Raw genomic sequence first — 24,666 nt, 5'->3', positions numbered from 1 at the left:
TGTAATAATGAAAAGAGGCATTCCTTGGGATGCCTCTTTTCTGCATTTTCTTATAGGAGCTAATATGTCAGTATATATTCATGGTGGGCTTAGAATCCCTATAGGCGTATTACATGGACAATATAGAAATATGAGACCTGAAATGTTAGGAGCTCAACTCATTAATGAATTAATCAATCGTTATGATATTTCACAAGTGGATGGGATCTTTTGTGGTAATGCAGTTGGTACAGGTGGGAATATTGGTCGCCTTATGGGGCTCATGACTAATTTACCGAATTCTGTTCCTGGGATTACCGTAGATATGCAATGTGCATCAGCCTTGATGAGTATTGAGATGGCCTATACACATATTGCATCAGGTGTTATGGATTCGGCTATTGCTGGTGGTATTGAAAGTTCTTCATTACAGCCCGATAGGATGTATGCAGCTGGTGATAATCGTGAAGGCCTATATAAGGTTGCTCAGTTTAGCCCTAACGATTGTTCTCCTCTAGCTATGTTAGAAGGGGCAGAGAGGACGATTCAAAAGCATAATGTACTCAAGGAAGATTTATATCCATACATTATTGGCAGTCACCAACGGGCCATTGAGGCCTTAGATAATCCATATTTGCAATCTTATATTATGCCTATTACCATCGATGGAAAAGCATGTGTAGATGAATGTATTCGCCCTAAGATGAATGAGAAACTATTATCACGTATGAAGCCTTTATTAGGACCTAATTCCATTACAAATGCAGGCAATGCTTGTTTAACTCATGATGGCGCGGCTTTTGTATATGTATCTAATGAAAAAGGGCCCTTTAGAATTCATAGTATTATGCCTTGGGCGGGAAATCCTCAGTTTAGTCCAGAAGGAGCTTTAGAAAGCACAGAAGCGATTTTAAAACGCACTGGTCTAACGATGGATGATATTGATGTAGTAGAGTGGAACGAAGCCTTTGCTATCATTGATGTTCTCTTCAATAAGGCCTATCCTAAGCATTTAGAAAAATATAATAAATTGGGTGGTGCCTTAGCCTATGGACATCCTTATGGCTGCTCTGGGGCTATTTTAGCTCTTCATTGCATGGCTGCTTTAGAATCCTGTAATGGTCGATACGGTTTGTGTGCTATTGCCGGCGCAGGCGGTACAGGAACTGCTTTAATTATGGAACGAATGTAAAATGACAATTATGGAACGTTTACGACAATATAAAGAATTAGATCCTCACAAGATTGCTCTAATTGTAGATGATAAAAAGTATACATACGGTGATTTGTATGATGCTATTTTATCCATAGATATTAATGATACTAGTCGTATAGTAAATGTTGCTCAAACTAAAGAATCACCGAAACATATAGTTGCTTTAATTCAGAGTCAATCATTTGTGAAACAACTTGTACAGTGGTTGGGTGTATTGTATACCGGTTATATTCCTATGGTATGCCATAACGAGATGGATACAGAGTATGTTGAGGAATTGGCTCGTATTATAGCATATAAAGGGGTGGCACCTTTAGCTGACTTTGGTGTACTTACCTCTGGGACTACTGGGCGTCCAAAACCTTTGTGGCGTAGTGAAAGCTCGTGGAGAGAGTTCTTTGATATCCAAAACGATATTTTTCATATAAACAAAGATACAAAAATATTCTTACATGGAAGCTTTAGTTTCACTGGTGTTAGTAATATGGTTATCGCTGTACTATGGTCTGGAGGAACAGTTATTACAACGAGTTCGTTGCGCCCAAATCGATGGATCCAGCTTATTGAAGAATATCATGTGGACCATATATATGCATTACCAACAAAATTACGATTATTAGTACGTCATTGCAAAAGTAAAGTAGACTCTATTAACTATATCATCGCAGGATCACAAGTACTGGATCGACAGTTGATGGAACAGTTAGAACGAATATGTCCGAATATGGAGTTCATTCTTTATTATGGTGCTACTGAGCTTAACTATATAACATATTGTACAGGTAAAGAGTGGTTAGATAGAGAAGGTACTGTGGGAAGACCATTTCCATCTGTCCGAATAGAAGAGCAGAACGGTGTTATTTATGTGACTACAAAGCATCATATTGAAGGCATTCCGGATACATATACTGTAAATGATTGTGGCTATATTGATAGAGATGGATACCTTATGTTTAACGGACGACAAGGTGATGTAATCAATAAAGGGGGATATAAAATTTCTATTCCCGAAATGGAATTGTATTTACAATCCTTACAGGGCGTTTCTGAAGTGGCTGTTATTACGATACATGATGATATACGTGGGGAAGACTTTGTTGCTTATATGGTATTAGAGGATAATACTGAATTAAGTAAAATTATAGAAATTATTCATCACGAAAGACCTTCAGTTGAATGGCCAAAAGCAATTCTAGAAATTCCTATGTTACCCCTTACAGAATGCTCAAAAGTTGATAAACGAAAACTAAAAGAGTGGTATAATAAAGGGTAATCGTTTTTGCTATTATAAGGAGGCGTCATGCAGATTAACAAGGCGGCACTAGAGATTTTCGACTTTACGTCCTCTTTAGCCGTATACTCTGAACATGAATTAAAGGTTGGAGATCAAGCTATACAAGATTATATTGCCAATCATGTAGTTAAGGCGTTCAAAGATCCAGCTGCTAGAACAGGTACCTTGCATGATGCAAGTCCATTTGGTAAACAATTAGTTGATTATAAAAATGGAAATCTCAAGTTTATAGATTTATCTAAGAACTTAGGTGAAAGCTTGTTTACTTATATGAAACAAGCAACGGATTCTGTTGTTATTGATACGATTATCTGTGAAGCTGTTACAGATGCATCTTATATCTGTATTCTTTTGTGCCAAGCTCATGATGCTTTTACACATCAACTATTTAGTGAAGATGATGGCAGCTTAGCCACAGAACTTGTTTCTCATAAGGCTGTGTTGCCGATGCCATCACAGAAATTACGAGCTTTTGCATCTATTAATCTACTTGATTTTAGTGTTCGCATTTTTGAACCAAAAGGTGAATTTGATGGTGAAGTATCCTATATTTTAGCCGATAAGGTGTTACAATTAGGTACTGATCAATCCTCTCGAGATACGGTGAGAAAGGTAAAAGCCATTGTAGACAAGGTAGCTCAAGCACACGAGTCGGACGGTGTTGTTGAATTGACGACGGCAAAGTCTATGATTGCTAAAAATGCTGAAGTATCTGATACAGTGGATCCTGTTCGTATTGTGGAAGAGGTATTTAAGGCGAATCCCATTCAACAAGAGGCGGCTAAAAAGGAATTAGCTGATGCAGATATGATGCGTCCATTACCTGTAAACCGTGAGTTTGCTACGAAGGTCGGTGAGCATCATAAGATTAAAACCGATACGGGCATTGAAATTTCTTTTCCTGTAGAGTATATGAAAAATCGCGAGTTCATTGAAATCAAAACTAATGATGATGGAACCTTGCGTATTGAACTAAAAAATATTAATAAAATCGTAAATAAATAGTAATGAAAAATATATTTATCGATAGAAATATATTATGGTATGATTAAATTTATTTGTTATGCTAGTATATGGAGGTTATAGTGGGTAAAGAGAAACATAAGAAAACAAATGCATTACGTATTTTAGATACTCATAAGATACCTTATAGTATTAGCGAATATGAGTGGTCTGAAGAGCGTGCTGCAGGCCTTCATGTAGTAGAAGCTTTAGGACTCGATGAAAAACAAGTCTTTAAAACACTTGTTGGTAAGGGCGATAAAACAGGGTTTGTAGTATTCTGTATTCCAGTGGCTGAAGAGCTAGATATGAAACAAGCGGCTCGTGTCAGTCATAATAAGTCTGTAGAACTGGTTCATGTTAAGGACTTACTAGGTATTACCGGATACTTACGGGGCGGATGTTCTCCAGTGGGGATGAAAAAATCGTTTCCTACCTATTTTGATGCCACAATGGAACCTCAAGAGTTTGTATATGTAAGCGCTGGTCTACGAGGCATGCAGATGAAGGTAAATCCAAAGGATTTGGCCTCTGTTGTAAATGCTGAATTTGTAGTACTTACAATGGATCATTAAGAGGTACGTATGGCAAAGAAGTTTTATGCAGTTCGTCAAGGCCGTGTACCAGGAGTTTATACTACCTGGGCTGACTGTGAGAAACAGGTAAAGGGTTTTGGCGGTGCTATCTACAAATCTTTCTCTACAGAAGCAGAAGCACGTGCCTTTGTAGATGATTCAGGATTATCCTTGAGTGATTTTATGAGTGCTAAACGGAGCGAACCTAAATCGCCACAAGCAGTTAAGTCTAAATCTATGAATTCTAGACCTATAGGATTTAGTTCTAAAGTTCAAAATAAGGTATCTCCAAATGTGGCAAAACCAGATTTTACTCAGGAAAATCATGTAGTTGCTTATATTGATGGTAGTTATAATAAAGGCACCAATACAGTTGGCGCTGGTGGCGTTATCTTCTTGAATGGGTCTAAGGAGACTTTTTCATTTCCTTCGAATGATGAACGATATACATCATTTTGGAATGTGTCTGGTGAGCTACTAGCTGCTATGTATGTTATGAAATATGCCATTGACCGTGGTATTCCAGAATGTTCCCTATATTATGATTATATGGGAATAGAAATGTGGGCTACTAAACGATGGAAACGCAATAATGCACTGACTCAACATTATGCTGCGTTTTATGACTCTATAAAAGACCGTGTGCGCGTACACTTTCACAAGGTAGCTGCTCATACGGGTGATACATATAATGAAATGGCTGATGTACTAGCCAAACAAGGCGCGGGAATTTAACTTTCTCAGAAAGGAGGGTGTTATGAATATATGTGTTACAGGTGGAGCCGGTTTTATTGGTTCCCATCTCGTTGATCGATTAATTGAATTGGGGCACAATGTGCTCGTTATAGATAATTTATCTACAGGTATGCGTTCTTTTGTACATGATTCTGCTCAATTTATTGAGATGGATGTACGAGATCCAAAATTATTATCTGTTTTTGAAGAGTTTAAGCCCTCTATTGTATTTCATGAGGCTGCTCAAACTATGGTTCAATCCTCTATGGAGAATCCAAGTTATGACTGTGATGTTAATTTGTTAGGGCTTATTAATGTACTTGATGCCTGTCGTAAGGTGAAAGTTGAACAATTCTTAATGCCTTCTTCGGCTGCTGTGTATGGGGACTTAGCAGTATTACCATTGACAGAAGAACTAAGTGGTATGCCATCATCCTTCTATGGTTTGACTAAGCTTACTGCAGAAGGGTATTTACGTATCTATCGTGAAGCTTTCGGGTTAAATACAGTATGCTTTAGATATGCCAATGTATATGGTCCACGTCAAGGTGATGGTGGTGAAGGTGGCGTTATTAGTATTTTCAATCGTTTAATCGTTGAAGGTAAGCCTTTAACCGTATATGGTGATGGGGAACAAACAAGAGACTTCATTTATGTAGAAGATGTGGTAGAAGCTAATATTAAGGCTATGGGCAATACTAGCTGTACAGGTATTTATAACGTGTCTACCAATACGGGAACATCTGTTAATGAGTTGATTACGCGATTCAGATCTATTAGTGGTGCTGATTTTATGGTTCATTATGAAGACGAACGCATAGGGGATATCAAACATTCACGTTTAAGTAATGCAAAGGCAGAACGTGATTTTGGATTTGTAGCTTCCACAACATTAGATGAAGGCTTACAAAAAACATTAGAATATTTTAAAGCTCATCATAAGTAAGGTATATAAGGTTTGGGGACATGAGTGATACACAATTCTGGGTTACTGTAGGGCTATGGAATCTAATTGTATTTAGCATGTATGGATATGATAAGCTATGTGCTATTAAGGGGTATAATCGGATTTCAGAGTTCACATTATTATTTTTAGCATTTGCCTTTGGCGGCCTTGGTGCTCTATTAGGTATGGTTATTTGGCGTCATAAGACTTTAAAGCTTAAGTTTAAACTAGCTATCCCTATTGCATTGTTATGGTCTGTTTATGCAGTGGGGTTTGGTTATGGTTTGTGGGTGAATTGATTGCATAAACTAATATTTTATTCATTGTTTTATGGTATAATGAGTAGAATATTGTACATAAAATGTCAGTGAAGGAGATATTTGATGTTGCGATTACAATCGGGGTTCGAGTTAGATTACGCTAACATATATAATGAAAGTTGCATACAAGAACGAGACGTAAAAAACTTTGAGCGTGCTATACAAAATGTTTGGCGCCATACCAATATTTTACGCTCTACAGGCTTTGAAGAAGGCCATGTTTCCAAGGACGGCTTGCCTGAACCGGTATTGTTTTACCAACTTCCTTATATTTCTGAAGATGGTATTAATACACCTGCAATGTTGAAACGTCTTTATGAATTGAGGGACTATGCTCGCCATAATATTGATACAGTTGTATCTGTAGGTATTGGTGGTTCTTATTTGGGTAGTAAGGTTATTTTTGATGTTCAATGTGGTGCATTTTGGAATAATCTTAGTACGGAAGAACGCAACGGATATCCACGCATGTATTTTGCTGGATTTAACGTAGATGGTGATTATTTATCAGGCCTTATTCGTACCTTAGAGTATCAAGCTCAGAAAAAAGGACCCGACTATAAGGTGATGCTCGTTATCACCTCTAAGTCTGGCTCTACTATCGAACCAATGGCTAATTTCATGATTTTGGAAAAAGCATTGCAAGATCGGAATATAAATTATGAAGTAGTAGCTGTTACCGATACGTCTGATGATGAACATCCTACAGTTCTACGTTCTATGGCACTAGAAAATCATTGGAAAACCTATAGTATTCCCTATGGTGTTGGCGGTCGTTTCTCTGTGTTTACAGAGGTTGGCTTTGTAACGGCGGCTCTTGTGGGCTTTGATATTGAGGGGTTCTTAGCTGGTGCAGCTTCAATGGATGCTGCTTGCCAAGAAGAGGATATTTTCAAAAATCCTGCTTTATTAAGTGCATTGCTAAAATATATTGCGTCCGAACGTTATGGTCGTATTATTGAGGTGTTTATGCCTTATGGGGAAGCCCTTCATTCCTTATCTGATTGGTATGTACAGCTATTGTCCGAATCGTTAGGTAAGATGAGTAATACATGCTTACCTTATGGTCGTACACCAGTTGCGGCAGTAGGAACTATGGATATGCATGCTCAAGTACAAGAGCATCAAGAAGGTCGCCTTAATAAGGTCGTTCAATTTATTAAGGTTAAAGAGTGGCAACATAATCTTGTAGTGCCTAATACACATAGTCAATATGAACGATTGCAAGCACTTGGTAATGTAGGCATTTGTGATATTCTCAATATTGCATTAGATGCTAATAGAGAGGCTTTATCTAGTGACAATCGCTTTAATATGACGATAACTGTACCAACATTAAATGCATTCCATTTAGGGGAAATCATGTTTATGCATTGTTGGGCTGTTTACTTTGAATCTATTTTTGCTGGTGTTGATGCCTTTGACCAACCAGGTGTTGAGGTCTATAAACGTCTCATCGGGCCTAAATTAGCTCGTGCAAAGGATACACATAATTCATAAGGGGGAACTATGAATATTTTAGTAACAGGTGGTGCTGGCTATATTGGGAGTCATACTGTACGTGCCTTACAACAAGCAGGTTATACACCAATCATTGTAGATAATTTATCTCGCGGACATGTAGAATCTATTCCTGAAGGGGTTACATTCTACAATATGGATATTGCAGATCCTAAGTTAGTAGATATTATGAAAGAGCATCATATTATTGGGGTTATGCATTTCGCTGCCCATTCTCAAGTTGGAGAATCAATGGTAAATCCAGCTATTTATTATGAAAATAATGTAGTTGGTTCCTATCACCTTATTGAATCTGCTCGTACTGCGGGTGTAAAACATTTTGTGTTTTCTAGTACGGCTGCTGTATATGGCGAACCAGAGGTAGTGCCAATTCGTGAAGATGCTCAATTGCATCCTACAAATGTATATGGTCGTACTAAGTTAATGATTGAAGAAATGTTATCTGACTATAGTTCAATTTATGGTTCTACTTATGTTGCATTGCGTTACTTTAATGCGGCAGGGGCTGACCCATCTGGTACGATTGGGGAAGACCATCATCCAGAGACTCATTTGATTCCACTTGTGCTCGATGCAGCTCGTGGTAAAAGAGAACATATAACTGTATTTGGCACTGACTATGATACAGCTGATGGTACATGTGTGCGCGATTATATTCATGTTAATGATTTAGCTGCAGCCCATGTTTTGGCTATGAATTATCTACGTAAAGGCGGCGAGTCCCAAGTATTTAATCTTGGTAGTGGAAATGGCTTCTCCGTACAAGAAATCATTGAAACTGCTAAAGAGGTAACTGGTATCGATATTCCTGTTCAATATGGTGATCGTCGTGCTGGCGATCCAGGTACATTGATTGCTTCCTCTGAAAAAATTAAAGAATTACTTGGTTGGGATCCTAAATTCAGTAATGTAGCCGATGTTATCAAAGATGCTTGGAAATGGCATACATCTCATCCTGATGGTTTTAAAAGCAAATAAAACAAGAACAAATCCTTTTGATTTGTCAATATAATGAATGACTCTATTAGTCACCTAGGTGACTGGTAGAGTCATTTTTTTGTAGGAATTTAAAAGGACCTCCTAGAATATGTCAGCAGGAGGTGGAATATGAACTTACAAGATTATATACAACGCATTAAATTATGGATTGATAAACAGTATTTTATTATTCGTCACTATAAAATTATTATTTCTGTTTTTCTTGTAATTATAGTTGGCATATTAATCGTTGGTGTTTTATATCCTCACGAAGAAGAACGTGTTCATATACAACCTGAGCATGTTAATGGTGGGGAAAATAATCAGACCCGATTAAGTTCAAAAGAATCATCAGAAGGAATATCACATAATAGACAGAAACATCATAACAGTGATGCTAAAGAAACGAGAAAAGATGACAATCTAAAAACTAAAAGTGAAGGCCGTTTGTTATATGATGTGAGCAGCGTGGAACGCGGGCATCCTTGGAGAGAGGTTTTTAAAGATTTACCAGATAATGATGTACATGGTAGACATGAAGATACTAAGGATGTAGATGAAGTGGCTGATAGCATTAATGATATGCAAGGGTTTAATAATAGTAAGTACTCAGGCAGGGATACATATAAAGGACGGACTAATAGGTATAAAACCAGGAGAACACAGAATAAGAATAAACACACAGGGGATAAAACCATTAGTGATAGCAGTGATGATTTTACTAATAATCAAATTAATTCAAAGTCTCATAGTAGGTTAAATTCTTCGAGTATGGAACAGCCTGTTGAACTTGTTGGTATTGTTGAGGGCAATGAGATTATTGCTATTTTACGAAAAGGTACAGAGGAGCAAATGGTTACTGTTGGGATGGTTTGGCATGGCGTTACTGTCTCTAATATAAGTGCAAGTGGTGTAGAAATCGTTGAAGGAGGTTCATCACGGTGGTTAAAAATCAATTAGGTAAGGATTGCTTACGTAGTAGAGTGACCATAGTAAGAAAAAAACTATTCAAAGCTAGCATACTACTAAAAATAATTATAATAGTGGTTATGTTTCTATATGTATCATTAGGGGAATCTTCTATAGTATTAGCGAGTAATACAGGGCCAGCAGTAACTACTAATCTAGAAAGCGATAGGGACTCACTAGATAGAGAAATTAGTAATGGTAAATCAAATAATAATAATGACATAGAAAAGGATAACGTAATTAATGAAAAGGGCGAGCTGAGAAAATTAAAAGGATCAATTACGATATCCGTTCGTAATGCTTCTCTAAAAGAAACAGTATTAGGGATTTGTCGGAGTTATCGTATATCTGTTATGGGTGTAGAATCTTTAACAGGTAACATTACGGCTACTGTGCAAGGTGAAACACCAGAGGATCTTATAAAAGAATTAGGAAGGCTATATCATTTTTCCGTTTCAAAACAATATAATACGATTCTTATTGAGCCAGATGACAAAGCACTTGAAAATAGAGAATTATATGTTATAACACCGGAGCATTTGCCAGCAGAGTCTTTAAAAAATATAATGGGCACTGTTGTGAAACATGATAAAATGGCGGTACTTTCAGAACAAAATGAAGTGATTATGCATTTGACCAGTGGAGAGAAACGGCGTGTAGAAACACTGGTTAAAGCTATAGATAAGGAGCCTAAGCAAGTACAATTAGAAGCGACAGTCATTGCTATGGAACAATCTTATGCAAAGGAGCAAGGCATTCGGTGGTCGTGGCTTAGCTTGACAGGACATGGTGAAGATAAAACTAATTCTTACGGGGCCGTTACCTTTGGTAAAACACCCGGTGGTGAAGCCTATAGATTTTTTGTGAAACCCGAGTTGAGTCTTATGGAAAGTTCCGGTAAAGCCGCGCTAATTGCTAAGCCATCTATTATGGCCTTAAATGGTGAAACAGCACATATCTTGATCGGTGAACGTATCCCTGTTATAGAAGAGTCCGAAGTGAATGGCGAACGTAAGCGTTCTACACGTTATGAAGAGGTGGGGATTAAGTTAAACTACACGCCTATTATTACTGGGGATGGCGGTGTAGATGCAAAAATTCACGCTGAAGTAAGTACACCTATCATGGTATCCGAAATGAAAGCTTATAAAATTAGTACGCGGCAAGCACATACAAGAGTGCGTTTACAACCAGGAGAGGTACTCGTTATAGGCGGTCTCATGGACAATCGCGATCAGCACCAAATACAAAAGATTCCTATATTAGGAGACATTCCTTTATTGGGGAAATTATTTCGTCATAGTAGAAAAACAAAAGATTCTATAGAAATGTTAATATTAGTGCGAGCAAATGTGGTATAATAAAGGGTAAATGATTAGGAGGTTGTGAATGGAACGCATTCGAATGATAGGCCTTGGAAAATCATTTGGGGTGCGCCAAGTATTTTCCAATGTGTCCTTTGAGATAAAAGAAGGTGATCGCCTAGCTTTAGTAGGTCCTAATGGGGCTGGGAAATCGACCTTATTAAAATGCATATTAGGCTATGAAGATCTTGATGAAGGTAATGTAGTTAAGTCGCCTGTTGCAAGCATTGGCTACTTACAACAAGATGTAAATCTTGGTGATGATAGTTTAGCTACTGAGATTGAAAAGGCATGGGCTGATGTACATGCATTGGAAGAACAACTTAAAGAACTTACCACACGCTTAGAAACAGAAGAGGCTAGTGAATCTGATTTACAACGATTAGATTATTTACAAAATCGCCTTGAATGGTTAGGCGGCTATGATTACGAGCAAAAGACTAAGCGCATCATTTATGGTCTTGGCTTTACTGATGAGGATTTAGATAAACCAGCAAGCGCTTTTTCTGGTGGTCAAAAGACTCGAATTAATTTAGCTAAAGCATTGGTACGGCGTCCAGACTTTTTATTTTTAGACGAACCAACTAACCATTTAGATATGGCCATGTTAGAGTGGCTTGAAGGGTATTTGTCTGCCTATCATGGCGGGATTCTCATTGTCAGCCATGACCGTTATTTCTTAGACCGTATTGTCACTGGTGTTGTAGAACTAGATAACCATAAGACGACAATCTATCGTGGTAATTACAGCCGCTATATTCAACAACGGGATGAACGTTTGAAAGCAGATATGGTGGCCTATGAGAAACAACAGGAGTACATCAAGAAGACAGAGGCCTATATAGATAAATATCGTGCAGGTATAAAATCTAAAATGGCTCGTGGCCGGCAGTCTCAACTTAACCGTTTAGAACGACTTGATGCACCGGTAACCTCACATCATTTACAATTTTCTTTCCCTCCTGCAGCGATGAGTGCGGATAAGGTTCTTGTCCTAGATCATTTATCAGTAGGGTATGGTGAAAGTCCTATCATTGATGATATATCACTCGTAGTTCGACGAGGTGAATCAGTAGCTCTTATTGGTCCTAATGGGGCAGGTAAATCGACACTCGTAAAAACTATTGTAGGTGAATTATTTCCTGAGAATGGTCACGTAGATATCGGTAATCGCGTACAAGTGGGATATTTCTCGCAAGAGCATGAAGAACTACATGATTCTTGGCAGGTAGTAGAAGAGGTTATGAATCACTTTAACTACACTGAAGAGAAGGCCCGTAATGTATTAGGTTCATTCCTATTTAAAGGGGATGATGTATTTAAGCTTGTAGGTGACTTATCTGGTGGTGAGAGAGCTCGTTTAGCATTATTAAAATTATTCCTTCAAGGTGATAATTTTCTTATCTTAGACGAACCGACGAACCATTTAGATATTCCAACGCGCGAAATTGTGGAACAAGCCTTGCAACAATTTGAAGGTACATGTTTTATTATTTCCCATGACAGATATTTCTTAGATCAAGTTTCTACAAAAACCATTGTTTTAGATGATGGAAAAATTACTGAATATCTTGGTAATTACTCGTACTATAAAGAAAAGCTGAAAGAACAAGAAGATTTATTAGCATTAGCTAATGAACAGAACTCAGAGAGTGATAAAGTTGAAAATAAAGTTGTTTCACTTGATGAACCAGTACTTTCAACATCAGAACCGACAGAGGAACCTCAGAAGAAACCGAATGCATATATGGTGGAAAAACAATTAGCTGAGGTAGAATCTGAAATTGCTCGTTTAGAAGCAACCATGAAGATGTATGAAGTGCAATTGGCTAATCCTGTAGTACAGCAAGATTTAGATGAAATGTCCAAAATTTCCATACAAATTGAATCTACACAAAGTGAGTTAGATGCATTATATGAGAAATGGGAACGATTATCTGAATAACTTATAATAGTATATATTATTATAGAGTTATTTTAATTGACAAAAAATTGAAAACTCTAATAATATAGATATAGATTTAAAGTTTTATGTTTCAAAGGAAGGGTGTAGCATGAATAAATCCATGTTAAAAAAAGCAGCCATTTTTGGTCTTGCTGGTGTAATGGCAGTTGCTGCTGGTTGTGGCAGTAATAAAGATGCAGGTAATGCAAATAGCAATGAGGCTAAAATTGCATTGTTAACAACAACAACTGGTGGTGCAGCAGCATATGGTGAGTCCATTAAAGCTGGTGCAGAATTGGCAGTAAGCGAAATTAACGCTGATGCAAATGCTGTAAAAATCAACTTATTAGTAGAAGATACTAAAGGTGATAAAAACGAAGCAATTAATGCAATGAATAAAGTAATTTCTAAGGATAAAGTTGTAGCTGTTATCGGCCCAATGTTATCTGGCGAAATGATGGCAGCTGGTCCTGTAGCAAACAAAAGCAAAATCGTAGCTCTTGGTACATCTACAACAGCTGAAGGTATTACAGATATCGGCGATTACATTTTCCGTAATGCTGTACCTGAATCCTTGGCAGTAGATACTGCAATTAAAGAAGCACATAAAACTTTAGGCTTCAAAACTGCAGCTATTATGTACTCCAACAACAATGACCAAATGGTATCTGTAAATAATACAGCTCGTAAAGCATTGGAATCTGAAGGCGTACAAATTGTTGATACTGAAACATTTGCAGATAAAGATACTGATTTCTCTGCACAATTAACTAAGATTCAACAAGCAAAACCTGATGTTATCGTAGTTGCTTCTCTTTACCAAGAAGGCGCATTAATCATGAAAAAAATGCGTGAAATGGGTATGAATCAACCTGTAATTGGTTCCAATGGCTTTAACAGCCCTGAATTCATTAAAATTGCAGGTGCTGCAGCTGATGGTGTTATCGTAGGTACACCTTGGTTCCCTAACAAAGACGATCAAAAGGTAAAAGACTTCCGTAAAGCTTACAAAGATAAATACGGTAAAGAACCAGACCAATTCGCAGCTCAAGCTTATGATGCAGTATACCTCTATGAAGCAGCTTTGAAAAAAGCAGGTTCTACTACAGATCGTGAAAAATTCCGCGAAGCTTTGAAAAATATTGCTGACTTCGTTGGTGTAACTGGTCAATTCAAGTTCAACGAAAAACGCGATCCTTCCATGGAAGTTCAAGTTTTACAAATTAAAAACGGTCAATTTGACGCATTAAAAAAATAAAAGTTGAGGTAATATAGTGTTTTTACAACAATTAGTTAACGGGTTAACCCTCGGTAGCTTATATGCTGTACTCGCTATTGGCTTAACACTTGTGTTTGGCGTTTTAAATATCATCAACATGGCACACGGAGGCATCTTTATGATAGGTGCCTTCGTTGGTCTTTTTATGGTAACTGTTTTTGACGTTAACATTTTTGTAGCCCTTATCGTAGCTATGGCTGTCGGTGCTATCCTCGGTTATCTTTTAGAATTTGTGGCGCTTCGTCCACTCCGCAAGAAAAAGGTGTCTCACTTGGCACCACTTATTAGTACCATTGGTGTTTCTATTTTCCTTGAAAGTTTGGCATTATTGCTTTGGGGCCCTCAAACAAGATCTTTCCCACCAGATTATATTGGTGGCCTAATCGACTTTGGAGCTTTCAAAATTTCCATGGTACAAATTATTGGCTTAGGCGTTTCTGTTGTGTTAATGTTAATTCTTAATGTAGTTATTAAGAAAACTAAAATTGGTAAGGCTATCCGAGCTGTATCCATGAGTACAGAAACGGCAGCTCTATTGGGTATCAATCCAACCATGATTATATCTGTTACCGTTATGATTGCATCTGCCTTAGGTGCTGCTGCAGGCGTATTGGTAGGTTTGTCCTTTAATGCTATTGAGCCTACAATGGGTGTTATTATTGGCTTTAAAGGCCTTGCAGTACTTATCTTAGGTGGTCTTGGTAATATTACAGGCGCTATGGTTGGCGGCTTCATTTTAGGCGTAGCAGAAATCTTCTCTGTTGCCTATGGCGCATCTACATTCCGTGATGCTGTGGCCTTTGGCCTCATCATCCTATTATTATTCTGGCGCCCACAAGGCTTGTTTGGTTCTAAAGATAAAGGGGGGAGACCATAATGGATTTATTGAACCCGTATTATCTACAGATCGTGATGTTCTTCATCATCAATGCCATCATGGGTATCTCTATTTACTTTACCCTTGCAAGTGGTCAGCTTTCTTTAGGGGCTGCTGGCTTTATGAGCGTTGGTGCATATGTAGGCGCTATCCTTTCTTTGAAAGCTGATTTGCCTATCGTTGTAGGCATCATTGTTGGTGGCCTAGTTGCTAGCCTTGTAGCCGTTATTATCGGCTTGCCAACAACACGTCTTCGCGGTTTATATCTTGCCATTGCTACTCTTGGTTTTGGCGAAGTTGTGCGTGTTATTTTCTTGAATTTGGACATTACTAATGGTGCGTTAGGCCTTTCTGGTATTCCATCTATTCCTCAAGAATTAACAAATTTAGCCTATGAACTTGATATCGATGGTTTAATGGGCATCGATGCTGTTGCATGGGGCAACTTAATGGCTATTATTATTTTGCTAATCATTTTAGTATTGATTATTGCCTTCTGTGTGCGCATTAATAATAGTCGTGTTGGTCGTGCCTTTGCAGCGATTAAGGCGGATGATCATGCAGCAGAATTAATGGGGATTAACGTTGTATACTACAAGATGATGGCCTTTATCATTGGTGCTTTCATCGCTGGTATTGGCGGTGGTTTGTATGCTCATATTACAAACTTTATCAATCCTACAGACTTTAGCTATCACAAGGTAGTACAAATCTTATTGTTCCCTGTATTTGGTGGTTCTAATGTAGTATGGGGCTCCGTATTAGGTTCTTTTATTCTTACATTATTGCCAGAAGTATTACGCTTCTTATCCGATTATCGGGACATCATCTATGGTGCATTACTAGTCATCTTGATGGCAGTTCGTCCAGATGGTATTTTAACAGAATCTATGGTAGACAAAATTAGTCGTAAATTAGGCTTTAAGAAAGCACCATATATTCCTGAATCACAAGTATTAACAGAACGTTTTGAAGCGTATAAACGTAAACAAGAAGAAAAACAAGGATAGGAGGGAACTGAATGCTATTAGAATTAAATGACGTAAGTAAAAGCTTTGGTGGCGTTGCAGCTCTCACAGGTATATCCTTTGGTGTAAAACAAGGTGAAGTATTTGGTGTTATTGGGCCAAATGGTGCTGGTAAAACTACATTATTTAACTTGATTACTGGTGTATTCCCTGTAAGTTCTGGCGAAATCGTATTTGATGGTATGTCTGTTGTAGGCATCAAGCCTCATAGAACGGTAGAAATGGGGATTGCCCGTACATTCCAAAACATTCGTCTCTTCGGCAATATGACAGCTTTGGAAACAGTATTAACTGGTATGCATTGTCGTACTGGGTCTGGTTTCTTGTCTAGCTTCTTGAAAACAAAACGTCAACGCATCGAAGAAGAGCGTTGTCGTGGCATTGCGTATGAATTTTTAAAACTCGTAGGTCTTGAAGAAGATGCTGAAGAGGTTGCTACATCTTTGCCTTATGGTAAACAACGTCGCCTTGAAATTGCTCGTGCCTTGGCTACACATCCTCAATTAATTTTGCTAGATGAACCAGCAGCAGGTATGAATGATAGTGAAACAGAAGCGTTACGCCAATTGATTGGTAAAATTCGCGACCTTGGTATTACTGTTGTAGTTATTGAACATGCCATGGAATTAATGATGAATATTTGTGATCGTTTGGTAGTGTTCAACTTTGGTAAAAAGATTGCTGAAGGTACACCTCAAGAAATTCAAAATAATGAGGCTGTAATTGAAGCATACTTAGGGAAAGAGGAGGCGTAATATGTTAAAGCTAGAAAACATCGTGGCTGGTTATGGACATATTACAGCCTTAAAAGATATCAGTTTAGAAGTACCACAAGGTTCTATTGTATCCTTGATTGGTGCTAATGGTGCTGGTAAGTCTACAACTATGAAGACCATAATGGGCCTTGTAAAGCCAACATCTGGTAAAGTATTATTTGAAGGCCAAGATATTACTGGTCATAAAACACATCAAATTGTACATGGTGGTATTTCTTTAGTTCCTGAAGGTCGTCAAATCCTTCAAGATATGAGCGTTTATGAAAACTTAGAAATGGGTGCTTATATCCGTAATGATAATGAGATTGAAGAAGATATCAAAAAAGTATTTAAACGCTTTCCAATCCTTGATGAACGTAGTTATCAATTAGGTGGTACACTATCTGGTGGTCAACAGCAAATGTTGGCTATTGGTCGCGCCCTTATGGCACGTCCAAAATTGTTATTATTGGATGAACCATCTATGGGTCTTGCACCATTAGTAGTAAACGAAATCTTTGAAACTATCAAAGAGATTAGTGCTGAAGGAACTACGGTTCTTTTGGTAGAACAAAATGTACGACAAGCATTAAAAATAGCTGATTATGCGTATGTATTGGAAACAGGTAAGATGGTATTATCTGGTCCTGCTGACGAAGTACGTCATGATCCTCGCGTTATGGAAGCATATTTAGGCGGTCGTGTTGAATAATTAATACTTTAAGTCGATAGACTTATCTAAAATTTTTAATAAGGTGTATATACTAAAAAACTAGTATATACACCTTATTTTTTTATTTAATCAATAAAATTGATGAGTGTTTGATGATTTTATGAATCGACTATGAATTGAGTTTATATATTTTTTATTTATATATCTAAAATTAATGAAAAAAACGAGTGAAATATGAGTGAAATGCGTAAAAAAATACACATAATAAAATGGTAAAAACCTTATATTTACGCGATTTATTCTTAAAGGTTTAATGAAGTTAGCTCAGAACGGTCTGTGTTTATGGAAGAAAGTTTAAAATAATGATAAAATGAATTAACCGATTTTTTAGGATTAATAATTCTAAAAAAATAAAGTGTTGTATTGAGTGAGTTAAATGTAAATCAAAGAGGTAAAATATGAATAAAAAACAGTATATGATGATGGCCGCATTCTTATGTGCCACAACAACATCCATGGCTGCACCTGTTAATGTAACAGCTGAACAGTCTTACGATTCTAAAATATTACAAACTGAAGGACACGCACCACTAGAAACTAGTGCATCTGTAGTGAGCTCTGATAAGGTGTATCGCCTACGACAAGGTGATGAACTAACAATTCAAGTTGTACAGCAAGCAGATCTTGGTACACGTAATGGTAACGATATTATGTACACTGTTCGTCCTGACGGATATGTATCATTCCCTATGGTAGGACCAGTAAAAGCAGATGGTTTAACTGTCGATGAGTTCACCGCTCAATTACAGCAAGGTTTATCTCGGTACATTATTAATCCGGATATTACTGTAAATGTTACAAAACTCGGAGGAGTTCGGGTATACGTATTCGGTGAGATTAATAAGCCTGGTGCTTATACATTGACTAAGTCTAGTACTGTTATTGATGCGATTGGTGCTGCTGGTAGCTTTAACTGGGATACAGCTAAAAAGAAAATTTACTTAATTCATCAAGACAATCCTGAAAAACCAATTCCTATTAATTTAAATCGTATGTTACAAACTGGAGATATGTCCGAAAACTATATTATGCGAGAAGGGGATGTTCTTTACTTGACTAAAAATAGTCGTATTAACTTTGCTCGTGATATTGCTCCAATTTTGACTGGTGCATACATGGTATCACGTATCGGTAAGGATTAAGGATAAGGTTTATCTCACATATAAGGGGGCGTTCTTTTGCGTTCATATTTATTACCAGCCATACTGTTTATTGCCGATATTGCGACGATTGTTATTGTTGCTTTCATTAGTTTATTTATTAGATTTGATGGCTATATAGAACCTCGATATATTGATCAAATGGTAGACGCATTGCCAATATTGCTGATTTCGTATATGTTGATGTTCTTGCTTATGCATTTGTACACGCGTATTTGGCGTTATGCAGGGATGCGAGAGGTATTGGCAGTATTTGTCGCTACGACAGTAGGTACAGCAATCTTTTACTCCTCTATGTTTGTATTTGGTAAATCATTACCAAGATCAATCTATTTTATTACTTGGTTCCTTACAACTGGTGCAGTAGGTATGGGACGTATGTTACTACATTATGTAGCGCTTCATTATAGCAGTGGGGATGATGGTGAAAGTGGTCAAGTGAATACGTTGATCATTGGTGCTGGCGATGCAGGGGCAACTATTGCTCGTGAAATAGAGCGATATCATAAGCGCTCTCGTCGAATCATTGGCTTTGTAGATGATGATATGTTCAAACATAACCGCCTTATGAATGGCTTTAGAATTTTAGGGAATCGTGAAGATATTCCAATGCTTGTAGCAAGATATAAGGTTGAAGAAATTATCATTGCTATGCCATCGGTAAAGCGTGATGTTATTCGAGAAATCATGGAAATCTGCTCACCTCTAAAATGTAAAATCAACACATTACCTGGGATGTATCAATTATTAGATGATGAGGTTTTAGTATCTCATTTGCATCCTATTTCCATTGAAGATTTATTGGAACGTGATGAGATTCATCTAGACACATCAAAAGTAGAACCATATTTGAAAGATAAAGTCGTTCTTGTTACGGGCGCAGGTGGTTCTATTGGCTCTGAAATTTGTCGTCAAGTATTACGGGTAAGACCTAAAAAACTATTGTTACTAGGTCATGGTGAAAATAGTATTTATCTTATTCACCAAGAGTTGCGTTCAATTGTACCTGAAGGTACATTGGTTCCCATTATTGCTGATATTCGAGATAAAAATCAGTTAGACCAAATCTTTACCGATTATGAACCAGATGTAGTATTCCATGCAGCAGCTCATAAACATGTACCACTTATGGAAATCCAACCGATTGCAGCGGTGTTAAATAATATTTATGGCACTCGTAATGTGGCAGATGTAGCAGGCGCACATGGTGTTGAGCGCTTCGTTATGATTTCCACAGATAAAGCGGTAAATCCAACAAGTGTTATGGGGGCTACGAAACGGGTGGCAGAAAAGGTTGTACTTGGTATGAATCACAAGTACGATACAAAGTTTATTACCGTTCGCTTTGGTAATGTTCTTGGTAGTCGCGGTTCTGTTATTCCATTATTCCGCAAACAAATTGAAGCTGGAGGACCTGTAACAGTTACAGATCCTGAAATGACTCGTTACTTTATGACTATTCCAGAAGCAAGCCAACTTGTATTACAAGCTGGTGCAATGGGAAATGGTGGTGAAGTGTTCTTATTAGATATGGGTGAACCAGTAAAAATTGTTGATTTAGCGAAAAATATGATTCGTCTTTCTGGATTTGAGCCTGATAAAGATATTCTCATTGAATTTACTGGTTTGCGTCCAGGTGAAAAGCTATATGAAGAATTATTAACTGCTGAAGAAGGTACTAATACAACTACACATAAGAAAATCTTTGAAGCTGCCTTAGAAGATGTAAATCAAGAATGGTTAAGCCGTGAAATTAATCGCTTTGAAACATGTAAATCTGACTTGGATGTAATCAATGTATTACAAGACATCGTTCCTACATATCATCCAAATCATAATGTATAACAATTTAGTTACAATCATTTATTTAGAGCTGTAGTCTACGTGAGAGGGAGATATACAGTAACTATTCCTAAGAGGGAGAGACCCTGTTGTTTGTATACTTTCACAGAAAGGGGTATATGGGTGGAACAAATTATTGATTTAAAAGAGGTCGGTAGAGTCCTCGTTAAACGACGTCGTAAGATTATCAATATTACGGTAGCATGTATAGTATTGGGTGGTGCATATAGCCTGTTAGCACCATCTACCTATCAATCTACATCTATGTTGCGCATTAAACAATCTCAAGGTTTAAGTAACTCTGTATTATCAAGTGCTAATGGTTATTCTGATTCTATGGCACGTCAATTGATGAATACAGATGCAGAAATTTTAAAGAGTCGTAATGTTGTAGAACCTGTTATTTCCGCTATTGAAGATCCAGAGGGAACAGGTAAAGCACCTACATACGAAGAGTTTGTTAAAACGCGTATCGAAACAAAACCATATAAAGAAACTGAATTATTACAAGTTAGTGTAACTGGTAAAAGTCCAGAACAAGCACAAGAGGCTAATCAATTATTAATTGATACATTCTTAAAGCGCTTAGCAGACATTTCACATGTTGAGCAACGGACGACACGCGAATTTTTACAAAAACGCGTAGTAACTGCAAAAGAAGAATTGGGTCAAGCAGAAAAGAAATTACAACAATTCCAAGTGGACAATAAGGTATATTCCACGGCGGATCAAATGAAGGGGCTAACAGATAAGATTACCCTTATTGATCGTGAGAAAGCTCAAAACCAATTGGATTTGGAAACGGCGCAAGCAGCTTTAGGCAGTATTAATGAGCAATTAGGCTCTGCAGGTAAAAGTATTGCTGATAGTGCCACTGTTCAAGCATATAAAGGACAATTAGCCGACTTAGAATCTCGTAAGGCCTCCTATGTTGGTAAATATACTGATGAGCATCCGGCAATGAAAGAGATTAACCAACAAATCGAAGAAGCTAAGAGTGGTTTAAATGCTGAAATTAATGCTATTGCATCTCAACAAGCACCATCTAGCAACTCTGCACAGCAAGGTTTGTTAGCAGATAAATTCAGAAATGAAGCGGCTTTAGCCGTAGCACAAGGTAAAGAATCTACCTTAGCTAATCTTGATAAAGAGAACGAAGAGGCTATGAAAAACCTACCTGAAAAAGAACGTGGCTATATCCAGGCAAAACGTGATGTTGATGTAGCCCAAGACATTTACGAAATGCTATCTAAGCGTTTGGAAGAAGCTAAAGTAGCTGAAGTAATGGTACCAAATGAAGTTCAAATTGTAGATGCTCCTACATTGCCAGAAAAGGCTATTGCACCTCGTAAAATCCTTATTTTATTAGGATCTGCAATTTTGGGTATTATCTTAGGCTGCCTTTACACATTGGGTCAGTTCTTCTGCAACCGCAAGGTTCAATCGGTACAGGAAATCAATGATATTCTTGGCATTGAAAATTTAGGTGTCATTCCAAATCATGAAGAAAAGGAATATGAAGAACCAAGCAATCGTATTGTAGCATTGTGGCGTAAAGTGAGAGGTTAATATGATTAGACTAATTTCTAATGAGCGTGGTGATACACCACTTGTAGAAGCATATCGTACATTGCGTAGCAATTTACAATACGTATGTAATCAACATAAATATAAGATTATTTGTATCACCGCTGCTACTAGTGGAGAAGGCACCTCTGAGGTAGCGGCTAATACGGCATTAGCTTTATCGAAGAATAATAACAAAGTTCTTTTGGTAGATGGTAATTTACGTAATCCGGTTCAGCATGTAGCATTCAACGTGCAAAATAAAGGCCTTACTAACGCAGTTATTATGGATGAAGATTTGACGATTCATCGCAATATTGTCCCTCATTTAGATGTACTTACTGCAGGCGAAATAGTTGAACATCCTTCTGAAGTCGTAGATTCGAGTAAATTATCTACAATTTGGGATTATATCCGCGACGAATATGATGTAGTTATCATTGATACACCACCAGTATTAGATGTTACGGATGCCATTGTATTAGCTGAAAAATCTGACGGTGTTATGCTTGTTGTTAAAAATGAAGTAGCAGGTCCTAAAGATTTAATAGAAGCTAAGAAACGACTTACTCAAGTTGGAATTCCTTTACTAGGTTCTATCGTCATTGATGTGTAGTCAATAATTTAATATATATTCCATTAGATAAATCAAGCGTATCCATAAGGTACAGAAAGTAATGAGGTGATGTATATGAAAATTAATTTTTCCCCTCCTGATATTACAGAGTTAGAAATCAATGAAGTTGTTGAAGCCTTAAAGAGTGGTTGGATTACAACTGGACCGCGTACTAAAGAATTGGAAAAAAAGATTGCGGCACAATTAGGTACACCTAAAGCTGTTTGTTTAAACTCTGCTACCGCGGCGCTTGAAATGTCTCTTCGTGTATTAGGTATTGGACCTGGCGATGAAGTTATTACCAGTGCCTATTCTTATACTGCTAGTGCAAGTCCTGTTGTTCATGTAGGGGCTACACTAGTTATTGTAGATACCCAAAAAGATTCATTTGAAATGGATTATGATGCAGTGGCTCGTGCTATTACTCCAAAAACAAAGGCAATCATTCCTGTAGATATTGCAGGGGTGCCTTGTGATTATGACCGTTTACGCTCTATTGTAAACGAAAAGAAATCGCTATTTACACCTGCCAATGATATTCAAAAAGCATTGGCACATATTCCTATCGTAGCGGACTGTGCCCATTCCTTTGGTGCTTCATACAAAGGTATACCAACTGGTAATGTAGCTGATTTTAGTAGTTTTTCCTTCCACGCAGTAAAGAACTTTACCACAGCCGAAGGGGGCTGTGCTACATGGCGACATATAGATGGTATTGATGATGAGGTCATCTATAAGCAATTCCAATTATTATCTTTGCATGGACAAGATAAGGACGCCCTTGCTAAGACAAAGGCTGGTGCATGGGAATACGATATTAAGGGTACATATTATAAATGTAATATGACGGATATTATGGCGGCTATTGGTTTGGCTCAATTTGAAAGATACCCAAAACTGTTAGCACGTCGTAAAGAAATCATCGCAGCTTATGATGCAGGTTTTAAAGATTTACCTGTTACATTGTTACATCATTATACTGATGAGCATCAAAGTAGTGGCCACTTATATTTAGTACGATTAGATGGTCAAGATGCTGAATACCGTAATAAGGTAATTGAAGCTATGGCTGAAGCGGGTATTGCAACCAATGTTCACTATAAGCCAATTCCAATGCATACAGCTTATAAGAACTTAGGATTTACCATCGATGACTATCCACATGCTTATAATCAATTTAAAAATGAAATTACATTGCCACTTCATACATTGTTAACAGATGAAGAAGTGCAATATACTATTGAAACATTTAAAAGGATTATTACCGAATGCTAGTAAAAAACTTTCACGATCTCCCAAAAGAGCTGCAGTGTGAAGCTGTGCGTCCTTATTTTGAATTGTTAAATCAAAAGCGTGGGAGCCTTTTATGTAAAAGTATTTTTGACCGCCTTATGGCCGCGGGGATGCTCATTATATTGAGCCCTGTATTTCTTGTGTTAGCCATTATGATTAAACGGGATAGCGAAGGAGAGGTGTTCTTTCGTCAAACACGGGTGACGCAATATGGTCGTACCTTTGGTATTTATAAATTTCGTACTATGGTAAAAAATGCGGAATCATTAGGTGCTCAAGTAACATCACAAAATGATATGAGGGTTACCAAGGTAGGAAATATGCTTCGTAGTTGTCGTCTTGATGAATTGCCTCAGCTAATCAATATCCTTTTAGGAGATATGAGTTTTGTTGGTACAAGACCAGAGGTGCCTCGCTATGTGGCGGCCTACACCAATGAAATGAAGGCGACTTTATTATTGCCAGCTGGTGTAACTAGTGTGGCAAGTATTGCCTATAAAGATGAAGATCAACTTTTACAAAATGCTAAAAATGTAGATGAAGTTTACATCAATGAGGTATTACCAGGCAAGATGGCTTGGAACTTAAAGAGTATTAAAGAGTTTTCATTTTTACAAGATATTAAAACGATGGTTGACACAGTACTAGCGGTTTTACGTTGAAAGAGGTCCCT

Annotated in this window: 23 protein-coding genes; all 23 read left to right on the top strand. The window is 37.5% G+C overall.

Translation table 11 applies throughout. The annotated features are described in order from the left end of the window. Window positions 1-64: 64 nt before the first annotated feature. Complete coding sequence (locus MOQ65_RS03575) at window positions 65-1,171, top strand: thiolase family protein (protein WP_119206289.1); 1,107 nt, start codon at window positions 65-67, stop codon at window positions 1,169-1,171. A gap of 10 nt (window positions 1,172-1,181) precedes the next feature. Further along, the gene (locus tag MOQ65_RS03570; RefSeq protein ID WP_257846667.1) at window positions 1,182-2,468 is read left to right on the top strand and encodes an AMP-binding protein; all 1,287 of its coding nucleotides are present in this window, start codon (window positions 1,182-1,184) and stop codon (window positions 2,466-2,468) included. A 27-nt stretch (window positions 2,469-2,495) separates the two neighbouring features. Beyond that, window positions 2,496-3,494 carry a nucleoid-associated protein gene (locus MOQ65_RS03565; protein ID WP_257846666.1) on the top strand — a complete coding sequence of 333 codons (999 nt, stop codon included), beginning with the start codon at window positions 2,496-2,498 and terminating at the stop codon, window positions 3,492-3,494. Window positions 3,495-3,574: 80 nt separating this feature from the next. Continuing rightward, on the top strand, window positions 3,575-4,066 hold the full coding sequence (ybaK, locus tag MOQ65_RS03560; protein WP_105088994.1) for a Cys-tRNA(Pro) deacylase: 492 nt from the start codon (window positions 3,575-3,577) through the stop codon (window positions 4,064-4,066). 9 nt (window positions 4,067-4,075) lie between these two features. Beyond that, window positions 4,076-4,801, top strand: a complete 726-nt coding sequence (locus MOQ65_RS03555; protein ID WP_257846665.1) for a ribonuclease H1 domain-containing protein — start codon at window positions 4,076-4,078, stop codon at window positions 4,799-4,801. 22 nt (window positions 4,802-4,823) lie between these two features. After that, the gene (locus tag MOQ65_RS03550; protein ID WP_105088996.1) at window positions 4,824-5,747 is read left to right on the top strand and encodes an NAD-dependent epimerase/dehydratase family protein; all 924 of its coding nucleotides are present in this window, start codon (window positions 4,824-4,826) and stop codon (window positions 5,745-5,747) included. A 20-nt stretch (window positions 5,748-5,767) separates the two neighbouring features. Continuing rightward, complete coding sequence (locus MOQ65_RS03545; RefSeq protein WP_024065484.1) at window positions 5,768-6,046, top strand: DUF1294 domain-containing protein; 279 nt, start codon at window positions 5,768-5,770, stop codon at window positions 6,044-6,046. An 84-nt stretch (window positions 6,047-6,130) separates the two neighbouring features. Beyond that, entirely contained in the window at window positions 6,131-7,567 is a 1,437-nt protein-coding gene (locus tag MOQ65_RS03540) for a phosphoglucose isomerase-related protein (RefSeq protein WP_024065483.1), read from the top strand. 9 nt (window positions 7,568-7,576) lie between these two features. Next, entirely contained in the window at window positions 7,577-8,566 is a 990-nt protein-coding gene (gene galE, locus MOQ65_RS03535) for a UDP-glucose 4-epimerase GalE (RefSeq protein ID WP_257846664.1), read from the top strand. Window positions 8,567-8,695: 129 nt separating this feature from the next. Then, window positions 8,696-9,526, top strand: a complete 831-nt coding sequence (locus MOQ65_RS03530) for a hypothetical protein (RefSeq protein WP_257846663.1) — start codon at window positions 8,696-8,698, stop codon at window positions 9,524-9,526. A gap of 89 nt (window positions 9,527-9,615) precedes the next feature. Beyond that, window positions 9,616-10,896, top strand: a complete 1,281-nt coding sequence (locus tag MOQ65_RS03525; protein ID WP_257846662.1) for a type II secretion system protein GspD — start codon at window positions 9,616-9,618, stop codon at window positions 10,894-10,896. A gap of 28 nt (window positions 10,897-10,924) precedes the next feature. Continuing rightward, window positions 10,925-12,844, top strand: coding sequence for an ABC-F family ATP-binding cassette domain-containing protein (locus MOQ65_RS03520; protein ID WP_257846661.1), 1,920 nt, complete (start codon window positions 10,925-10,927; stop codon window positions 12,842-12,844). A gap of 109 nt (window positions 12,845-12,953) precedes the next feature. Beyond that, window positions 12,954-14,102, top strand: a complete 1,149-nt coding sequence (locus MOQ65_RS03515; RefSeq protein WP_005387036.1) for an ABC transporter substrate-binding protein — start codon at window positions 12,954-12,956, stop codon at window positions 14,100-14,102. Window positions 14,103-14,118: 16 nt separating this feature from the next. Next, window positions 14,119-15,000 (top strand): branched-chain amino acid ABC transporter permease, encoded by an 882-nt coding sequence (locus MOQ65_RS03510; RefSeq protein WP_005387034.1) that lies wholly within the window; start codon window positions 14,119-14,121, stop codon window positions 14,998-15,000. Beyond that, complete coding sequence (locus tag MOQ65_RS03505; RefSeq protein ID WP_129822884.1) at window positions 15,000-16,010, top strand: branched-chain amino acid ABC transporter permease; 1,011 nt, start codon at window positions 15,000-15,002, stop codon at window positions 16,008-16,010. Before MOQ65_RS03510 ends, MOQ65_RS03505 begins: the two co-directional genes overlap by 1 nt. An 11-nt stretch (window positions 16,011-16,021) precedes the next feature. Then, a complete protein-coding gene (locus tag MOQ65_RS03500; RefSeq protein WP_060924776.1) occupies window positions 16,022-16,783 on the top strand; it encodes an ABC transporter ATP-binding protein in 762 nt (253 codons plus the stop codon). A gap of 1 nt (window position 16,784) precedes the next feature. Continuing rightward, window positions 16,785-17,495, top strand: coding sequence for an ABC transporter ATP-binding protein (locus tag MOQ65_RS03495; protein ID WP_060924775.1), 711 nt, complete (start codon window positions 16,785-16,787; stop codon window positions 17,493-17,495). Between the two features lie 419 nt (window positions 17,496-17,914). After that, the gene (locus MOQ65_RS03490; protein ID WP_060924774.1) at window positions 17,915-18,658 is read left to right on the top strand and encodes a polysaccharide biosynthesis/export family protein; all 744 of its coding nucleotides are present in this window, start codon (window positions 17,915-17,917) and stop codon (window positions 18,656-18,658) included. A 36-nt stretch (window positions 18,659-18,694) separates the two neighbouring features. Continuing rightward, window positions 18,695-20,521, top strand: a complete 1,827-nt coding sequence (locus MOQ65_RS03485; protein ID WP_257846660.1) for a polysaccharide biosynthesis protein — start codon at window positions 18,695-18,697, stop codon at window positions 20,519-20,521. Between the two features lie 120 nt (window positions 20,522-20,641). Then, complete coding sequence (locus MOQ65_RS03480) at window positions 20,642-22,087, top strand: GumC family protein (RefSeq protein ID WP_257846659.1); 1,446 nt, start codon at window positions 20,642-20,644, stop codon at window positions 22,085-22,087. Window position 22,088: 1 nt separating this feature from the next. Continuing rightward, the gene (locus MOQ65_RS03475) at window positions 22,089-22,700 is read left to right on the top strand and encodes a CpsD/CapB family tyrosine-protein kinase (RefSeq protein ID WP_156719277.1); all 612 of its coding nucleotides are present in this window, start codon (window positions 22,089-22,091) and stop codon (window positions 22,698-22,700) included. 69 nt (window positions 22,701-22,769) lie between these two features. Further along, a complete protein-coding gene (locus tag MOQ65_RS03470) occupies window positions 22,770-23,975 on the top strand; it encodes a DegT/DnrJ/EryC1/StrS family aminotransferase (RefSeq protein WP_373027838.1) in 1,206 nt (401 codons plus the stop codon). Then, entirely contained in the window at window positions 23,969-24,655 is a 687-nt protein-coding gene (locus tag MOQ65_RS03465; RefSeq protein WP_308221085.1) for a sugar transferase, read from the top strand. Before MOQ65_RS03470 ends, MOQ65_RS03465 begins: the two co-directional genes overlap by 7 nt. Window positions 24,656-24,666: the final 11 nt, after the last annotated feature.

Origin of the sequence: Veillonella faecalis (assembly GCF_024677885.1) — a bacterium.
Classification (GTDB): domain Bacteria; phylum Bacillota; class Negativicutes; order Veillonellales; family Veillonellaceae; genus Veillonella; species Veillonella nakazawae.
This window is presented reverse-complemented; position numbering and strand designations above follow the sequence as displayed.

Excerpts from the sequence above, each read along its gene's own strand:
- MOQ65_RS03575 (WP_119206289.1), top strand. The coding sequence starts at position 65 with ATGTCAGTATATATTCATGGTGGGCTTAGAATCCCTATAGGCGTATTA.
- MOQ65_RS03570 (WP_257846667.1), top strand. The coding sequence starts at position 1,182 with ATGGAACGTTTACGACAATATAAAGAATTAGATCCTCACAAGATTGCT.
- MOQ65_RS03565 (WP_257846666.1), top strand. The coding sequence starts at position 2,496 with ATGCAGATTAACAAGGCGGCACTAGAGATTTTCGACTTTACGTCCTCT.
- MOQ65_RS03555 (WP_257846665.1), top strand. The coding sequence starts at position 4,076 with ATGGCAAAGAAGTTTTATGCAGTTCGTCAAGGCCGTGTACCAGGAGTT.
- MOQ65_RS03550 (WP_105088996.1), top strand. The coding sequence starts at position 4,824 with ATGAATATATGTGTTACAGGTGGAGCCGGTTTTATTGGTTCCCATCTC.
- MOQ65_RS03545 (WP_024065484.1), top strand. The coding sequence starts at position 5,768 with ATGAGTGATACACAATTCTGGGTTACTGTAGGGCTATGGAATCTAATT.
- MOQ65_RS03540 (WP_024065483.1), top strand. The coding sequence starts at position 6,131 with ATGTTGCGATTACAATCGGGGTTCGAGTTAGATTACGCTAACATATAT.
- galE (WP_257846664.1), top strand. The coding sequence starts at position 7,577 with ATGAATATTTTAGTAACAGGTGGTGCTGGCTATATTGGGAGTCATACT.
- MOQ65_RS03530 (WP_257846663.1), top strand. The coding sequence starts at position 8,696 with ATGAACTTACAAGATTATATACAACGCATTAAATTATGGATTGATAAA.
- MOQ65_RS03525 (WP_257846662.1), top strand. The coding sequence starts at position 9,616 with ATGTTTCTATATGTATCATTAGGGGAATCTTCTATAGTATTAGCGAGT.
- MOQ65_RS03520 (WP_257846661.1), top strand. The coding sequence starts at position 10,925 with ATGGAACGCATTCGAATGATAGGCCTTGGAAAATCATTTGGGGTGCGC.
- MOQ65_RS03515 (WP_005387036.1), top strand. The coding sequence starts at position 12,954 with ATGAATAAATCCATGTTAAAAAAAGCAGCCATTTTTGGTCTTGCTGGT.
- MOQ65_RS03505 (WP_129822884.1), top strand. The coding sequence starts at position 15,000 with ATGGATTTATTGAACCCGTATTATCTACAGATCGTGATGTTCTTCATC.
- MOQ65_RS03500 (WP_060924776.1), top strand. The coding sequence starts at position 16,022 with ATGCTATTAGAATTAAATGACGTAAGTAAAAGCTTTGGTGGCGTTGCA.
- MOQ65_RS03495 (WP_060924775.1), top strand. The coding sequence starts at position 16,785 with ATGTTAAAGCTAGAAAACATCGTGGCTGGTTATGGACATATTACAGCC.
- MOQ65_RS03490 (WP_060924774.1), top strand. The coding sequence starts at position 17,915 with ATGAATAAAAAACAGTATATGATGATGGCCGCATTCTTATGTGCCACA.
- MOQ65_RS03475 (WP_156719277.1), top strand. The coding sequence starts at position 22,089 with ATGATTAGACTAATTTCTAATGAGCGTGGTGATACACCACTTGTAGAA.
- MOQ65_RS03470 (WP_373027838.1), top strand. The coding sequence starts at position 22,770 with ATGTATATGAAAATTAATTTTTCCCCTCCTGATATTACAGAGTTAGAA.
- MOQ65_RS03465 (WP_308221085.1), top strand. The coding sequence starts at position 23,969 with ATGCTAGTAAAAAACTTTCACGATCTCCCAAAAGAGCTGCAGTGTGAA.